Source organism: Streptomyces sp. NRRL S-455 (assembly GCF_000717875.1).
In the GTDB taxonomy this organism is placed as follows: Bacteria; Actinomycetota; Actinomycetes; order Streptomycetales; family Streptomycetaceae; genus Streptomyces.
In genome coordinates this window covers 17658-32826 of the sequence record NZ_JOCT01000033.1, presented here as the reverse complement: position 1 = coordinate 32826, position 15169 = coordinate 17658, and the positions used below count along the sequence as shown (strand labels likewise).

Here is a 15169-nt window from a genome sequence, read left to right as displayed (position 1 = left end):
ATGAGTGACGACGCCTCCACCCCGGCCTCCAGCACCGCGCCCGACCGCATCCCGAACAAGGGCAAGCTGGCCAAGGACCTCAACGAGGTCATCCGCTACACGCTCTGGTCCGTCTTCAAGCTGAAGGACGTCCTGCCCGAGGACCGCACCGGGTACGCCGACGAGGTCCAGGAGCTGTTCGACCAGCTCGCCGCCAAGGACGTCACGATCCGCGGCACGTACGACGTCTCCGGCCTGCGCGCCGACGCCGACCTCATGATCTGGTGGCACGCGGAGACCAGCGACGCGCTGCAGGAGGCGTACAACCTCTTCCGCCGCACCAGGCTGGGCCGGGCGCTCACGCCGGTGTGGTCGAACATGGCGCTGCACCGCCCCGCCGAGTTCAACCGCTCGCACATCCCGGCGTTCCTCGCCGACGAGACGCCCCGCGACTACGTCAGCGTCTACCCGTTCGTGCGCTCCTACGACTGGTACCTGCTGCCCGACGAGGACCGCCGCCGCATGCTCGCCGACCACGGCAAGATGGCCCGCGGCTACCCGGACGTCCGCGCCAACACCGTCGCCTCGTTCTCCCTCGGCGACTACGAGTGGATCCTCGCCTTCGAGGCCGACGAGCTGTACCGCATCGTCGACCTCATGCGTCACCTGCGCGCCTCGGAGGCCCGCAGGCACGTCCGCGAGGAGGTGCCGTTCTTCACCGGCCGCCGCAAGGACATCGCCGACCTGGTCGCGGGCCTCGCCTGATCAACGAGGCGGCCGTCCGGCCCCGGACCCGCCCGGGGCCGCGCGGTGCGGCGCGTGCGGTTCCGGCTCCGCGTGCGGGGCGCAGTCCGTACGCCGGCCCGGGAGGCGGCCCTCCAGCAGATACGCCTCCAGGTGGCCGCCCACGCAGGCGTTCGGCCCGCCCGCCAGGCCGTGCGCGCCGGCGTCCCGCTCGGTCACCAGGACCGAGCCCGCCAGACGGCGGTGGAGTTCGAGGGCTCCGTCGTAGGGCGTGGCGGCGTCCCGTTCGGCGGCGATGATCAGCGTCGGCGGCAGCTCGCCCGGCCCGGCGCCGACATCGACGGGGCGCTGCCGTGGCCCCCGCCAGTAGGCGCACGGCAGGTTCGTCCACACGTTCTCCCAGGTCTCGAAGGGTGCCACCCGCGCGAGCCGGGTGTTGTCCCGGTCCCACACCGTCCAGTCCGTCGGCCAGGGCGCGTCGTTGCACTCCACGGCCACGTACACCGCGCGGGTGTTCTCCGCCTCGGCCGCGGCTTCCGGCCGCGGCGCCGCCTGCTCGATCAGCGGCCCGGGATCACCTCTGAGGTACGCCGACAGGGCGTGCGCCCGCCGCGGCCACTGGTCGTCGTAGTACCCGGCCTGCAGGAACGCCCCCTGCAACTGCCCCGGCCCGACCTTCCCTCCGGCCGGCTTCACGGCCAGTCGCGCGCTCACCCGCTCGTAGCTGCGCCGCACCTCCCGCGCGGTGCTGCCCAGCCCGTACACGTCGTGGTGGCGGGCGACCCACCTCCGGAAGTCCGCCCAGCGGCCCTCGAACGCCGCCGACTGGTCGAGGTTGTTGCGATACCAGATCTCCCCGGGGTCCGGGTCGACCACCGAGTCGAACACCATGCGCCGCACGTGCGCGGGGAACAGCGTCGCGTAGACGGCCCCGAAGTACGTCCCGTACGACGAGCCCACGAAGGTCAGCCTCTTCTCGCCGAGCGCGGCGCGCAGCACGTCGAGGTCGCGTGCGTTGTTCGGCGAGTGGTAGTGACGCAGTGCGCCGCCGGCCCGTTCGGCGCAGCCACGCGCGTACGCCTTCGCCCGGGCGACGCGCTGCTTCTTGTACGACTCGGAGGGGTGCGTCGGCGCCTGCGTGGGCCCCTGGAAGAACCGCTTCGGGTTCTCGCAGGACAGCGGCGCGGAACGGCCGACCCCGCGCGGGGCGTAGCCGACCAGGTCGTACGCGGCCGCGATCCGCTTCCACTCGGGACGCAGCCCCATGAGCGGGAAGTACAGGCCGGAGGCACCCGGCCCGCCCGGGTTGTAGACCAGGGCGCCCTGGCGCGGAACCTTGCGCTTGCTGTTGCGCGGGTCCTTGTGCGTGGCCCGGGCCCGGCTGACGGCGAGCCGGATCTGCCTGCCGTGCGGCCGGGCGTAGTCCAGCGGGACGGTCACCGTGCCGCACCGCATGCTGCCCGGCAGGTCCCGCGCGTCGGGGCACGGGCCGAAGTCGACACCGGCCGCCCTGGCCCGCGCGGCGGCCACCGCGGTGCCGCGCACCTCGGCCGTCCCCCGCTCCGTGGCGGCCGGCGCCGCGGTGAGGGCGCTCAACAGCAAGGAGCCCGCGGCCGAGTAGAGGAGGGCGGCTCTCATCACGTATCCCTTCGGAGCACGTCGGCGACAAAAGGGATGTTTGGTTCGGGGGTGCGGGAAGGCAAGCACCGTCCGCCGGTGTCGGGCCCGATGCCCCGGTGAGCCACGGTCCGTCAGTCGCTCATGGTCAGCGCGGCGACGCCCGGGCCGAGCACGGCGACGTCCGCCACGCGCACCTGCCGGACGGCCGCCGCCACCGTCGCACGGGCGCTGTCGGGCACCGCCGGCCCCGCGCCCTCCAGCCGGTCGGCGATACGGCGTACCGCGTCCGCGGTGGCGGCGGTGGCGGCGGTGGCCCAAACCGGCGTGATCCGGCACTGCCCGGCGGGGCCGATGGCTCCTATGACCGACCACCGCCCTACCGCGGGGGTCTGCGTCGACTCAGGCCCCAACCAGTGCCGCAGCAGGCGACGTTTACTCGTTCAGGAGCCCCGTCCGGTACGTGATCCCGGCGTGCCGGGCGTCGCGGCGGGGCGAACGTCGCCTGCCGCGGCACTAGTCCACCCGGGTCCTCTGGAGCGCCCGGACGCCCTCGCGGCGGTGCGCCCCATGGCCGCCGACCCCCGGATGGGCCATGTTGCTGACGGTCGAGCCGATCGGCGCCGGCCGGATGCCAAGGAGGCCCCGCGGTGGGTGAGCTGCACATCGACGGCGAGTGGACACAGGCGGCGGCCGGTGGCCGGCGCGAGGTGGTCAACCCCTACGACGCGTCCGTCATCACCACCGTCGACGAGGCCGACGCCACCGACGTCGACCGCGCCGTACGCGCCGCCCGGCGTGCCTTCGACGAGGAGGACTGGGCGAACACCACCTCCCGCCGCCGGGCCGACCTGCTGCTGCGCGTCCACGACCTGCTGCTGCGCGACCAGGAGGACATCGCCCGCACCGAGACGCTCGACACCGGCAAGACACTGGCCGAGGCCCGGATCGACGTGGAGGACGTGGCGAACGCCTTCCGCTACTTCGCCGAACTCGCCGGCAAGGACGGCGGCCGGGTGGTGGACGTCGGCCCGGACGTCCTCAGCCGCGTCGTCTACCAGCCGGTCGGCGTGTGCGCGCTCATCGCCCCCTGGAACTACCCGCTGCTCCAGGCCTCCTGGAAGGTCGCCCCGGCCCTGGCCGCCGGCAACACCTTCGTCCTCAAGCCCAGCGAGACCACACCGCTCACCACGATCGCCCTGATCCGGCTCATCGAGGAGGCCGGCGCACCGCCCGGGGTCGCCAACCTGGTGCTGGGCTCCGGGGCGACCGTCGGCGCCGCCCTGACCACCCACCCCGAGGTCGACCTGGTGTCCTTCACCGGCGGCCTCGCCACCGGACGCGCCATCATGACCGGCGCCGCCGAGGGGCCGAAGAACATCGCCCTGGAACTCGGCGGCAAGAACCCCAACATCGTCTTCGCCGACGCCGATTTCGACGCCGCCGTCGACTACGCGCTGGACGCCGCGTTCCTGCACTCCGGGCAGGTCTGCTCGGCCGGTTCCCGCCTGCTCGTGCAGGACGCGCTGCACGACCGGTTCGTCGGGACCCTCGCCCGCCGCGCGGCCGCGATCCGCCTCGGCAACGGCATGGAGGACGGCACCGAGAGCGGCCCGCTCAGCTCCGCCGAACACCGCGAGAAGGTCGAGCGCTACATCGCCATCGCCCAAGAGGAGGGTGCCCGCCTCGTCACCGGCGGCACCCGCCCGGACGACCCCGCCCTGAGCCGCGGCTTCTTCCTGCTGCCGACGGTCTTCGCCGACTGCCACCGGTCCATGCGGATCGTCCAGGAGGAGGTCTTCGGCCCGGTGGTCACCGTCGAGCGCTTCCACACCGAGGACGAGGCGGTGCGCCTGGCCAACGACACCCGCTACGGCCTGGCCGGCGGCGTGTGGACCTCCGACGCGAGCCGCGCCCAGCGCGTCGCACAGCGGCTGCGGCACGGCACCGTGTGGATCAACGACTTCCACCCTTACGTGCCGCAGGCCGAATGGGGCGGCTTCGGCCGCTCCGGCGTCGGGCGCGAGCTGGGCCCCACCGGGCTGCGCGAGTACCAGGAGGCCAAGCACATCTACCAGAACCTGGCCCCCGCCCCCTCCGGCTGGTTCAAGGGCTGACCCCCGGCAGCACACCGCCAGCCCGTGGCGCACCGAACGACCAAGAAAGCAGGGCACGCATGGCCCCCACCACCGCGCACGGCGCCGAGTCCGCCTACGACTACGTCATCGTCGGCGGGGGCACCGCCGGCTGTGTGCTCGCCGCCCGGCTGAGCGAGGATCCCGACTGCCGCGTCTGTGTCATCGAGGGCGGCCCCAGCGACGTCGGCGACGAGCGCATCCTGCGCCTGCGCAACTGGATCAACCTGCTCGGCTCGGAGTACGACTACGGCTACACCACCGTCGAGCAGCCCCGCGGCAACTCCCACATCCTGCACTCACGGGCACGTGTGCTCGGCGGCTGCTCCTCGCACAACACGCTGATCAGCTTCCTGCCGCTGCCGCGGGACCTCGACGACTGGGTGAGCCGGGGCTGCTCCGGCTGGGACCCGGCGACGATCCTCCCCTACCGCGACCGGCTGCAGACCCGGATCGTCCCGGTCGCCGAGGCCGACCGCAACCCCATCGCCAAGGACTTCGTCACCGCCGCCTCCCGCGCCCTCGGCGTCCCCGTCGTCGACGACTTCAACGCCGAGCCCTTCCCCGACGGCACCGGCTTCTTCTCCCTGGCCTACCAGCCGGAGGGCAACCTGCGCTCCTCCGCCTCCGTCGCCTACCTGCACCCGGTCCTCGACCGGCCCAACCTCACGCTCCTGCTGGAGACCTGGGCACACCGGCTGCTCACCGACGACTCGGGACGCCTGACCCGCGTCGCCGTCCGGGGCGCCGACGGCGAGCCCGCCACCGTGCGCGCCGAGCGCGAAGTGGTGCTGTGCGCGGGCGCCGTCGACACCCCGCGCCTGCTGATGCTGTCCGGCGTCGGACCCGCCGACGACCTGCGCGCCCTGGGCATCGACGTGACGGCCGACCTGCCCGGGGTGGGAGAGAACTTGCTGGACCACCCCGAGTCCGTGATCGTCTGGGAGATCGCCGGTCCGCTGCCGCCCAACTCCGCCATGGACTCCGACGCCGGCCTGTTCCTGCGCCGCGACAGGAGCCAACCCCGCCCGGACCTGATGTTCCACTTCTACCAGGTGCCGTTCACGGTCAACACCGAACGCCTCGGCTACCCGGTGCCGCGGTACGGGGTGTGCATGACGCCCAACGTGCCGCGTGCCCGCTCCACCGGCCGCATGTGGCTGCGCAGCGCCGACCCCGACGAGCATCCCGCCCTGGACTTCAGGTACTTCACCGACCCCGAGGGCCACGACGAGCGCACCATCGTGGACGGTCTGAAGGTCGCCCGTGAGGTCGCCGCCACCGCCCCGCTGCGCGACTGGCTCGTCCGCGAGGTGGCGCCAGGCCCGGACGTCGTCTCCGACGCCGGCCTCTCCGAGTACGGACGCCGGGCGGCGCACACCGTCTACCACCCGGCGGGCACCTGCCGTATGGGCGCCCCGGACGACCCCTTGGCCGTGTGCGACCCCGAGTTGACACTGCGGGGCGTGGAGGGCGTGCGGATCGTCGACGCGTCGGTGTTCCCGACGATGCCCACCATCAACCCGATGGTGACCGTCCTGCTCGCCGCCGAACGCGCCGCCGACCTGATCACCGGCCGTCCCGGGCCCGAGGACCGGGGGGCGCGGCGGTGACCGGTACGCAGCCCCCCGCCCCCGCGTCGGGCGTCCCCGGAGGGGAGCCCGGCTCGGAGTTCCGCAAGGACATGGGACCCTGGGCGAACTTCGCCCTCGGCTTCACCTACCTCTCCCCGGTGGTGAGCACCTACACCCTCTTCGGCACCGCGCTCGCCGAAGGCGGACCGCCGATGATCTGGGCGTTCGTGCTGGCCGGCTGCGGCCAGTTCCTCGTGGCGCTGATCTTCGGCGAGATCGTCGCCCAGTACCCCATCGCCGGCGGTGTCTACCCGTGGGCGCGGCGGCTGTGGGGCACACGCTGGGCATGGATGACCGGCTGGGTGTACATGTGGGCGCTGCTGGTGACCATCACCGCCGTCGCCTACGGCGCCGGCCCCTACATCGCCATCCTGTTCGGCTTCGACCCGACCGTGCACACCACGGTGCTGTGCACCGCCGTGCTCATCCTGGTCGCCATCCTCATCAACTACATGGGCACCAAGGCACTGTCGGCGGCGGCCATCATCGGCTTCGCCGGTGAACTCATCGGCGCTCTCGTCGTCGGCATCTACCTGCTGGCCACCCACCGCCACCACGGCCTCGGCGTCATCTTCGACACCTACGGAACCGAGGGAGACGGCTCCTACCTGCCGGTGTTCCTCGCGGCCGCCATCATCGGCTTCTACCAGTACTACGGCTTCGAGGCGTGCGGCGACACCGCCGAGGAGGTCGCCCACCCGGGCCGCGTCATCCCGCGCGCCATGCGCCGCACCATCTACATCGGCGGCGCCGCGGCCACGTTCACCTGCATGTCGCTGCTGCTGTCGGTCACCGACTACGAGGCGGTCATCTCCGGTGAGCAGACCGACCCCGTGGTGGACGTGCTGTACGACGCCATGGGCGCGGCCGGGGCGCGGGCCGTGATGGCCGTGGTGCTGATCTCCTTCCTGTCCTGCACGATCAGCCTCCAGGCCGCCGCCGGCCGGCTCATCTACTCCTACGCCCGCGACGAGATGATCGTCGGGCACGGGCTGCTGCGGCGGTTCGCCCACGTACGGGCGGTTCCCGGCTACGCGCTGCTGGTGTCCGCGGCGGTGCCGATGCTCATCGCCTTCGCATCACTGCTCTCCGAGGACGCCCTCACCAACATCGTCTCGTTCGCCATCCTCGGCATCTACGGCTCGTTCCAGATGGTGGTGCTGGCCGCGCTGCGCGCCCGGCTCAAGGGATGGCGTCCGGCGGGCGAGTTCACCCTGGGCCGCTGGGGACTCGCGGTGAACATCGGGGCGCTGGCCTACGGCATCTTCGCCATCGTCAACATCTGCTGGGCCCGCACCCCGGAAAAGCCCTGGTGGGAGAACTGGATCGTCCTGCTGAGCGGTGTCGTGGTGGTCGGAACCGGGCTGCTCTACATGTTCACCACCCATCACTACGGCCGCGGTGACGCGCCGGCGGGCGACGCGGTGCCGAAGAGGCGGCGGCACGCCTCCTCCGGCCGGGCTCGCCCGAAGCACGACTGAAAGGGGGCGCGGGCCGGCGTCGGCGGCCACGGGGGAGGGGGGGCGGTGGAGCCGTGCGTCACCCGACCGTGCGGATCCGCGGCCGGGGCCGCCGATGCCGGTGCGGGGTGCTCGGCTGTCCGAGAGGAGCGGGCAGGGTGGCTGCCCTCAACGCCGCAGCAGCGCCCTGCGCGTGGCGCGGACGAGCCGGTGGGCCGGGCGCCCGGAGCGCGGTGCCGGCCCCGACCGCTCCAGCCACCACGCCCGCAGCTCGCGCCGCGCCCGGGCGTCCCCGGGCCGCCCGGCGTGGAGCAGGTGCTCGGCGAAGCCGAGGGCGTCATGCCGGTAGCCGCCGGTCATCGGCCGGGTCTGGGCGTAGGACAGGAAGGCCGGGCGGTAGCCGGACCCCAGGATCGCGGGCAGTTCGGGTGCGACCTTGGCCACGACATCGGCCCGCTTCGCCGCCAGCGCCCGGGCCTGCACACCGACCCGCACCCGGTCGAACCCCTCGGGCACGGGCGTCCCGGCGACCAGCGCGGACAGCAGCGCGGCCTGCGCGAGGCCGAGCCGCTGCCGAGCGGCTCCGCCGTCACCGGGCCGGGGCAGGCCGAAGGCGCCCCGTGTCGCCCCGGCCTCCCCGCCCGGCCGCCCGGCACCGGTGCCCCCGGTGCCGTGGGTCTCGCCGTGCCGCCCGCCGGCGACCCGTGTACCGGGCTCGCCGCCCATCGGCTGTGTGCCGGGCGTCGCCCTTTCCGGCCGCCGGGCCGAGGCTTCGGCCCCGTGTGTGCCGCGGTGCTGAGGGCGGGCCGCCGCTGCCCGCCGCAGGGCGGAGGCGTCGGCTTCGTGTGGGTCGCGGTGTCGACGGCCGGCCCCATCGGCACGTCCTCCGGCGGAAGCTCCCGCATCGCGTGCGGCGTGCTGCTGAGGGCGGGACGCCCCGGCCCGCCGAGCCGCGTCCCTCCCCGCGCGCACCTCACCGGCGGCGTCCCACTCGTCACACTGTCCGGCGGCGGCCCAGGCTCGCCGCGCGGCCGCGCTGCCCGCCGCCCGCACCTCCGTCTTCACCCGCTCCACAGCCCCCGCGTCCAACGCCCGCCGGATCGCCCCCAGCTCCCGCTCCAGTTCCGGCGGCTCCGGGAAGTTCTCGTCCCGTTCCAGCAGAACCCCCGGCGGGGACACCCGGGACGCCAGGTCCGTCAGGATGTCGAGGACCGGTCGCGGAACCGGGTGGGCGTGGCTGTCGTGCCAGACGCCGTCGCGTTCGAAGCCGCCCGCGACATGGACGTAGGCGATGGCCTCCAGAGGCAGCTCGGCGAGGGCCTTGGCCGGGTCCTCGCCCCGGTTGACGTGGTTGGTGTGCAGGTTGGCCACGTCGATGAGGAGCCGCACGCCCGTGCGGTCCGCCAGGTCGTACAGGAACTGGCCCTCCGTCATGTCCTCGCCCGGCCAGGAGATCAGCGCGGCGATGTTCTCGACGGCCAGCGGCACCGGCAGCGCCTCCTGCGCGATGCGCACGTTCTCGCACAGCACGTCGAGCGCGTCCCGGGTCCGCGGGACGGGCAGCAGATGGCCCGCCTCCAGATGAGGGGAGGCCGTCAGCGCGCCGCCCGCCCGTACGAACGCGATGTGCTCGGTGACCAGCGGCGAACCCAGCGCCTCCACCCGCTCCGCCAGCGCGGCCAGTCGTCCCTCGTCGGGCCGGTCCGCACCCCCGAGGCCGAGCGAGACGCCGTGCGGCACCACGGTGACGCCGCGCTCGCGCAGCCGCCGCAGCGACTCGGGCAGGTGCCCGGGGCAGACGTTCTCCGCCACGGTCTCGACCCAGTCGATGCCCGGCATGCGCTCCACGGCGTCCGCGATCTCCGGTCGCCACCCGATGCCCGTCCCCAGTCGCACCATCGTCCCCCTCCTCCGCACGGCCCGATCCCGAACGTGAGGGGGGTATGGCCCAGCCGTCCGCCCCCGAACCCCGCCCCGCCCTCCTTCAGAGCAACATTTGAGGTTCGGTGCGGGCCGGGCCGGCGGCTACATCGTGCGTGAGGAGCGGTAGTTGAACACCGACCACAGCACGAACAGGCCGGTCACGATCATGATGATCGACCAGAACGGCTGGTACGGCAGCCAGATGAAGTTCGCGATCAGCGCCAGCCCGACCACGACCGCGGCCACGACCCGCGCCCAGGGCTCAGCGGTGAACAGGCCGAACCCGGCTGCCACCACGAGCACGCCGACGGCCAGGTGGATCCAGCCCCACGCCGTCAGGTCGAAGGTGAAGACGTAGTCGCCGAAGCTCGTGTACACCTCGTCGTTCGCGATCGCCGCGATGCCCTGGAACACCGCGAAGAGGCCGTAGACGACCATCAGGGTGCCGCTCAGAGCGAGATCTCCGGCCGTCGAGGAATCGTCGACACCGCCGGAGCCGGAACCGCCGGGCGTCCGGTCGTCGGCGGAGGGAGAGGGCGCGGCGCTGGTCATGGCTGCCTCCTGAGTCGGGGTTGTCCGGTAACCCCACTGGAGCACTCGGCCGCGACCGGCGCGCCCGCGGCTACGCCGAACGGGTGGCCGCCGGAGCGCCTACGACAGGTCCCGGCGTCCCCGGCGCAGCGCGGGGTGGTCCGCGACGACCGTGCACGAGCCGGGCGCGATCTCCGTGAACCCCGCGTCGCGGACCAACGGCAGTCCACTGCCCGTCAGTCCGGGCCAGCGGGCCGCTTCGGCGGTCCGTACGGCGAGCGGGAAGCCCGCGTCGCGCCACGCGGCACGCTCCTCGCCGGACAGCTCCCACCAGGCGAGCTGCGCGGCGTGCCCGGCCTGGGCCATCGCCTTGCCGGCCGACATGCCGAGCTCGGGGTTCAGCCACAGCACGGGTGCGGTCGCGTCCGCGTCCACCGGCGGTTCCGGGTCGTCCAGGTCGGTGCCGGAGACCTGGAGCCGGGCCAGGTCCTTGGGCCAGCCGTCCAGCGGGACCGGCGGGAAGACCCGCACCTGGGCCGACTTGCCGGTGACCGTGATGCCGGGCAGCGCCTCGGCCCGCCGCCACTCGGCGCCCCGGGCCCGCCGCACCACCTTGCGGATCCGGGCGTCCTGCCAGTCGCGCATGGCACGGGCCCACTCGCCGTCGTCGGCCGACCGTTCGTCAGCGAGGATGGTCAGCACGGCCCGCGCGGCCGTCTCCAGCGCGTCCGTACGCGCCGGCGGGTCCGTACGCTCGATCCGCACGACCAGCGGCATCACGAACTGCGGTGCCGCGTCGCGTGCCGAGGGTTCGGACCGGAAGGGGCTGTCACTCACGGGCGTGGGGTCTTCGCTCACGAATCCCAGTGTGCCAGCCGTCAGATCGTGCAGGATGGCCGCATGCGACCCGACCTGTGCCTTCACAACGCGGGCCGCCGCTATGGTCTGCGCGGCCCCTGGGTGTTACGCGGCGTCGACCTGACGGTGGCACCGGGCCGGCTCGTCCGCGTCCAGGGCGCCAACGGCAGCGGCAAGTCCACCCTCCTGCGGCTGCTCGCCGGAATCGACGCCCCCAGCGAGGGCCGGATCACCGGCCGCCCGCGCACGGCCTACGTCCCCGAGCGGTTTCCGGCGGCCCTGCCGTTCACCGCCCTCGGCTACCTCACCCACCTCGGCACCGTGCACGGCCTGACCCGCGCGGCGGCCGTCCGTGCCGCGGGCGAGTGCCTGGAACGCCTCGGCGCCGCCGCGTACGCCGGGACGCCGATGGCCCGGCTGTCCAAGGGCACCAGCCAGAAGGTCGCCGTCGCGCAGGCCCTGCTGGGGGAGCCGGAGTTGCTGGTGCTGGACGAGGCCTGGACCGGTCTGGACGCCGATGCCCGCGCCGAGTTCGAACGGGCCGTCGCGGAGCGCACGGCGGCCGGCGGCTCCGTGGTGTTCGTCGACCACGACCCGCGCCGCCTCGCCGGGCTGCCCGACGCGACCTACGCCGTGCACGACGGACGCCTCGTCCCGCAGACGTCACGGGAGGCGGTGCCGACCGGCCCGCACATGACCGTCGAGACGCAGGGCCCACCGGACGGACAGCTCCCGGAGGACGTGCGCCGGACGGCCACTTCGGCCGAGGAGACCGGGCCGGGCCGCTACCGCCTGACCGTCCCCGCCCCGCACTCCGACGTCCTGCTCCGCACCCTCCTCACGGCCCGCCCGCCCTGGCACGTGGTGAGCGTGTCCCAGCGGGACGACACGTCCGGGAGCCGCCGATGACCGCCCTGCTGCGCTACCACGCCGCCCTCCTGCTGCGTTCGCAGCGCTGGCTGCCGCCGTTCCTGCTGTACGCCGCCTTCCTCGCGGTCAGCGTCCAGGCCGGCCAGCCGGTGCTGGACTCGCTCGGCTACTCCGCCGCCGCACTGCTGCCGGTCGCCGCCTGGCTGACGCGGATCTGCGTCACAGGTGAGCCGGACGCCGCGCGCGGCTGCGTGGCGGCGGCCGTCGGGCCGGCGCGGGCCCACGTGGCCTGTCTGCTGGTGGCACCGGCCGCGGCGGCGGCGCTCGGCACGGTCGCGACCCTGCTGGTGACCCTGCTCAGCGACCCCGTCGCCTCCGACCACCGCACCCGGGTACCGCTCGCCCCCGCCTGCGGGGCCGGGCTCCTCGCCGCCCTGGCCTGCGCCCTGCTCGGCACGGCCGTCGGCGCGCTCACCAGCCGCCCGCTCCTGCGGTCGCGTGGCCGTGCCGTCCTGGCGCTGCTGCTGGCGACGCTGCTGTCCCTGGTGGCCACCGGCTCTCCGGCGCAGGCGGCGGTGCAGGGCCTGGTGACCGGCTCACGGTCGGGCACCGTCCCGCTGCCGCTGCTGCCCCTGGCCGCGGCAGCCCTGGTCACGGCCGCCGCGCTGGCCCTGGCCGGTGCGCTGGCGGCCCGCAGGTCACCCTGAGCAGGTGGTGCGCTCCGCTTCCCGCCACTCACACGCCGGGCACAGCGTGATGCCCTTGTACGCCTCCGGGTACTCCGTCGGCTCCCGGCACAGCACGCACTCCGCGTACGGCGGTCCGTCCGCCAGGGGCGGCCTGGTCGCGTCGATCAGGCAGTAGTCGTTCTCGCTCATACGGCCAGCGTAGGACGGTCAGCGGGCTCGGGGGCCGGGACGTGCACCGTCGTCCGCCGCCCCGATCAGCTCGGAGACCTTCACGAACCGGAAGCCCCTGCCGCGCAGCTCGGGCACGATCGCGCGCACCGCCCGTTCGGTCGCCGGAGCGGCACTGCGCGTGCAGTGCAGCACGACCACCGACCCCGGGCGCACCCCGTCGAGCACCTGCCGGACGACCACGTCCGCGTCGGTCTCGAACGCGTCGCCCCCGACGACGTCCCACTGCACTGCGGTCACGCCGGTCGGCGTCAGCGCCCTGAGCGCCCGCCGGTCGTAACAGCCGCCGGGGAAGCGGAAGTACGGCATCGGATCGCGCACGCCGGCCGTCCGGAAGGCGGCGTACGCCCGCTCCACGTCCGATCGCATCCGTTCCCCGGGCACGACCGGCAGGCCGTAGCAGTCCCGCGTGTACGCGTAGTGGCTGTAGGAGTGGTTCGCGACCTCGAAGAGCGGGTCCCGGCCGATGGAGCGGGCCTGGTCCGGGTACTCCTCGGCCCACCGCCCGGTCATGAACACGGTGGCCGGCACCTGCAGCGCGCGCAGCGTCGAGATCAGCCGTGGATGATCGAACCGCTCACCCGCCGCCGCCCGCGCCCCCTGCCCGGCGGTCATGTCGGCGTCGAAGGTGAGCGCGAGGGTCCTGCCGCGGGTGCGGGAGCCGTGCTCGAAGACGGGGGTCAGCCCGGCCGGGCCGGGCGCGAGGGTCGGGGGCCTCGACGGCGGCGCGGACACCGGCGCGCGGGGCGCCTTCCGCGGCGGATGGGCGGTCCCGCAGGCGGCGAGGGCGGCGCCGAGGGCGCACACCAGGCCGGCCCGACGGAGAAAGGCGATCACCGTATGAAGATATGAGCGGGATCACCCGGATATGCCCGCACCGTGCGGTTGTCACCCGACCGTCAGATGTCCCGCCGCTCCAGCGGCTTGGTCGCCGGTCCCTGGATCACCTTGCCGTCCGTGTCGAAACGGGAGCCGTGGCAGGGGCACTCCCAGGCGCGTTCGGCGCCGTTGAAGGAGACCAGGCAGCCCAGGTGGGTGCAGCGGGCGGAGACGGCGTGCAGCGCGCCGTCGTCGTCCCGGTAGACCGCGACGCGGTGACCGTCGGCACGGACCACGGCGCCCTCGCCGGGCGGCAGGGACTCCACCGGCGGCGACGGCCGCAGCCGGTCGCCCACGAAGTGCCCGGCGACCTTGGCCTGTGTCTTGAGGAACGACGGCGCCTCACGCACGGCGGGCTTCACCCGGCGCGGGTCGTACAGCCCGCTCCAGGCGCACTCCTCGCCGGTGATCTGCGCGGTGAGGAGACGGCCCGCCATGATGCCGCCGGTCATGCCCCAGCCGGCGAAGCCGGTGGCCACATAGGCGTGCCGGGCGCCCGGGTGCAGCGGCCCCACCATCGGCACGGTGTCCGTCGGGTCGTTGTCCTGCGTGGCCCAGCGGTGGGTGATGTCGAGGTCCGGGAAGTGGTCCAGGGCCCAGGCGGTGAGGTTCTCGAAACTGGCCCGCGGGTCGCCCGTGCCGGGCGTGAAGTGCTCGCCGGTGACCACGAGCAGGCGCCGGTCACCCTCGTAGGGCGCGGTGCGCACCGAGCGGGTGCCCTCGTCGGGAGTGATGAACATGCCGTCGGGGTCCTGGTCCGCGGGGATCGTCCCGGCGACGACCAGCTCGCGGCGCGGCGACAAACGGGCGAACAGCAGTGCCCGGTCGAAGATCGGGTAGTGCGTCGCGACGACGACGTCCCGGGCCCGGACCGTCGCCCCGGCAGCCGTCGACAGCCGGCACGGTTCGCCCTCGTCCATGCCGAGGACGGTGGTGTCCTCGTAGATGCGCCCGCCGCGTCCCACCAGGTCGGCGGCGAGGGCCAGGAGGTACTTGCGGGGGTGGAACTGGGCCTGGCCGGTGACCCGGACCGCGCCCGCCACCGGGAAGGGCAGCCCGGTCTCCGTCACGAACGAGGCGGGCAGCCCGGCCTCGGCCGCGGCCCGCGCCTCGGCGCGCAGTTCCTCCACCCGGCCCGCGTCACAGGCGTAGGTGTAGGCGCTCCTGGTCTCCCACTCGCAGTCGATGCCCAGTTCGTCGACGATGGCGGCCGCGTGCTCGAGCGCCTCGGACTGCGAGCGTGCGTACAGCCGCGCGCCCTCGGGGCCGCGGGTGCGGCGCAGCTTGTCGTAGACGAGCGAGTGCAGGACGGTGACCTTGGCGGTGGTGTGCCCGGTGACCGAGGCGGCGACCCGCCCGGCCTCCAGCACCGCCACGCTCCGTCCGGCCCGCGTGAGTTCCCATGCCGTGCTCAGTCCGGCGATGCCGGCGCCGATGACCGCCACGTCGACGTCCAGGTCATCCGTCAGAGCCGGATGACGGCCGTCCGGTGCCGTTTCGAGCCAGTACGAGCTGCTGACCTGCTGCTTCTCGCTCATGGGTCGCCGAGTACCCCCGTCCGCCCGATCCAGTGTCCGATGTGTCGCTTTACGGGACGGGCCCGGCAGAGGTAATCTACAACC

14 protein-coding genes are annotated in these 15169 nt (G+C 73.8%); 6 read left to right on the top strand and 8 right to left on the bottom strand.

The annotated features are described in order from the left end of the window. Entirely contained in the window at positions 1-744 is a 744-nt protein-coding gene (gene hemQ / locus IE97_RS0133435; RefSeq protein ID WP_030249041.1) for a hydrogen peroxide-dependent heme synthase, read from the top strand. Here hemQ and IE97_RS0133430 read toward each other — a convergent pair whose 3' ends face one another. Both IE97_RS0133430 and IE97_RS39515 read right to left on the bottom strand, forming a co-directional pair. Beyond that, the gene (locus IE97_RS0133430; protein WP_030249194.1) at positions 745-2361 is read right to left on the bottom strand and encodes an alpha/beta hydrolase; all 1617 of its coding nucleotides are present in this window, start codon (positions 2359-2361) and stop codon (positions 745-747) included. Positions 2362-2474: 113 nt separating this feature from the next. Further along, positions 2475-2753 (bottom strand): hypothetical protein, encoded by a 279-nt coding sequence (locus IE97_RS39515; protein ID WP_051705217.1) that lies wholly within the window; start codon positions 2751-2753, stop codon positions 2475-2477. A gap of 237 nt (positions 2754-2990) precedes the next feature. On the opposite strand from IE97_RS39515, the gene IE97_RS0133420 reads away from it, so the two are divergent. Genes IE97_RS0133420 through IE97_RS0133410 form a run of 3 tightly spaced genes read left to right on the top strand, consistent with a single transcriptional unit; the run spans position 2991 to position 7590 of the window. Then, positions 2991-4457 (top strand): aldehyde dehydrogenase family protein, encoded by a 1467-nt coding sequence (locus tag IE97_RS0133420; protein WP_030249037.1) that lies wholly within the window; start codon positions 2991-2993, stop codon positions 4455-4457. Positions 4458-4516: 59 nt separating this feature from the next. Further along, the gene (locus IE97_RS0133415) at positions 4517-6088 is read left to right on the top strand and encodes a GMC family oxidoreductase (protein ID WP_030249032.1); all 1572 of its coding nucleotides are present in this window, start codon (positions 4517-4519) and stop codon (positions 6086-6088) included. Further along, the gene (locus IE97_RS0133410) at positions 6085-7590 is read left to right on the top strand and encodes an APC family permease (RefSeq protein WP_051705216.1); all 1506 of its coding nucleotides are present in this window, start codon (positions 6085-6087) and stop codon (positions 7588-7590) included. The genes IE97_RS0133415 and IE97_RS0133410 overlap by 4 nt, the downstream gene beginning before the upstream one ends. A gap of 147 nt (positions 7591-7737) precedes the next feature. Here IE97_RS0133410 and IE97_RS43235 read toward each other — a convergent pair whose 3' ends face one another. The 3 genes from IE97_RS43235 to IE97_RS0133395 all read right to left on the bottom strand — a co-directional run bounded on the left by IE97_RS43235 (position 7738) and on the right by IE97_RS0133395 (position 10881). Beyond that, positions 7738-9468: a DUF692 domain-containing protein gene (locus IE97_RS43235; protein WP_030249024.1), complete on the bottom strand. Its 1731-nt coding sequence runs from the start codon at positions 9466-9468 to the stop codon at positions 7738-7740. A gap of 126 nt (positions 9469-9594) precedes the next feature. After that, positions 9595-10044 carry a DUF7144 family membrane protein gene (locus tag IE97_RS0133400; protein ID WP_030249019.1) on the bottom strand — a complete coding sequence of 150 codons (450 nt, stop codon included), beginning with the start codon at positions 10042-10044 and terminating at the stop codon, positions 9595-9597. Positions 10045-10143: 99 nt separating this feature from the next. Then, a complete protein-coding gene (locus tag IE97_RS0133395; protein ID WP_030249016.1) occupies positions 10144-10881 on the bottom strand; it encodes an aminoacyl-tRNA hydrolase in 738 nt (245 codons plus the stop codon). 42 nt (positions 10882-10923) lie between these two features. Here IE97_RS0133395 and IE97_RS0133390 point away from each other — a divergent pair, with 42 nt between their 5' ends. Both IE97_RS0133390 and IE97_RS0133385 read left to right on the top strand, forming a co-directional pair. Next, positions 10924-11790, top strand: a complete 867-nt coding sequence (locus tag IE97_RS0133390; RefSeq protein WP_030249011.1) for an ABC transporter ATP-binding protein — start codon at positions 10924-10926, stop codon at positions 11788-11790. Further along, the gene (locus tag IE97_RS0133385; protein ID WP_030249007.1) at positions 11787-12458 is read left to right on the top strand and encodes a hypothetical protein; all 672 of its coding nucleotides are present in this window, start codon (positions 11787-11789) and stop codon (positions 12456-12458) included. The genes IE97_RS0133390 and IE97_RS0133385 overlap by 4 nt, the downstream gene beginning before the upstream one ends. On the opposite strand, the gene IE97_RS0133380 is transcribed toward IE97_RS0133385, so the two are convergent. The 3 genes from IE97_RS0133380 to IE97_RS0133370 form a co-directional block, all read right to left on the bottom strand. Further along, complete coding sequence (locus tag IE97_RS0133380) at positions 12450-12629, bottom strand: hypothetical protein (protein WP_030249002.1); 180 nt, start codon at positions 12627-12629, stop codon at positions 12450-12452. The two genes, IE97_RS0133385 and IE97_RS0133380, sit on opposite strands and share 9 nt — an antisense overlap. A gap of 18 nt (positions 12630-12647) precedes the next feature. Beyond that, positions 12648-13505 carry a polysaccharide deacetylase family protein gene (locus tag IE97_RS0133375; RefSeq protein ID WP_030248997.1) on the bottom strand — a complete coding sequence of 286 codons (858 nt, stop codon included), beginning with the start codon at positions 13503-13505 and terminating at the stop codon, positions 12648-12650. A gap of 62 nt (positions 13506-13567) precedes the next feature. After that, positions 13568-15085, bottom strand: coding sequence for an FAD-dependent oxidoreductase (locus IE97_RS0133370; RefSeq protein ID WP_030248994.1), 1518 nt, complete (start codon positions 15083-15085; stop codon positions 13568-13570). Positions 15086-15169 lie beyond the last annotated feature (84 nt).

Coding starts and splice junctions, on each gene's coding strand:
- hemQ (WP_030249041.1), top strand. CDS start 1: ATGAGTGACGACGCCTCCACCCCGGCCTCCAGCACCGCGCCCGACCGC.
- IE97_RS0133430 (WP_030249194.1), bottom strand. CDS start 2,361: ATGAGAGCCGCCCTCCTCTACTCGGCCGCGGGCTCCTTGCTGTTGAGC.
- IE97_RS0133415 (WP_030249032.1), top strand. CDS start 4,517: ATGGCCCCCACCACCGCGCACGGCGCCGAGTCCGCCTACGACTACGTC.
- IE97_RS43235 (WP_030249024.1), bottom strand. CDS start 9,468: ATGGTGCGACTGGGGACGGGCATCGGGTGGCGACCGGAGATCGCGGAC.
- IE97_RS0133400 (WP_030249019.1), bottom strand. CDS start 10,044: ATGACCAGCGCCGCGCCCTCTCCCTCCGCCGACGACCGGACGCCCGGC.
- IE97_RS0133390 (WP_030249011.1), top strand. CDS start 10,924: ATGCGACCCGACCTGTGCCTTCACAACGCGGGCCGCCGCTATGGTCTG.
- IE97_RS0133385 (WP_030249007.1), top strand. CDS start 11,787: ATGACCGCCCTGCTGCGCTACCACGCCGCCCTCCTGCTGCGTTCGCAG.
- IE97_RS0133380 (WP_030249002.1), bottom strand. CDS start 12,629: ATGAGCGAGAACGACTACTGCCTGATCGACGCGACCAGGCCGCCCCTG.
- IE97_RS0133370 (WP_030248994.1), bottom strand. CDS start 15,085: ATGAGCGAGAAGCAGCAGGTCAGCAGCTCGTACTGGCTCGAAACGGCA.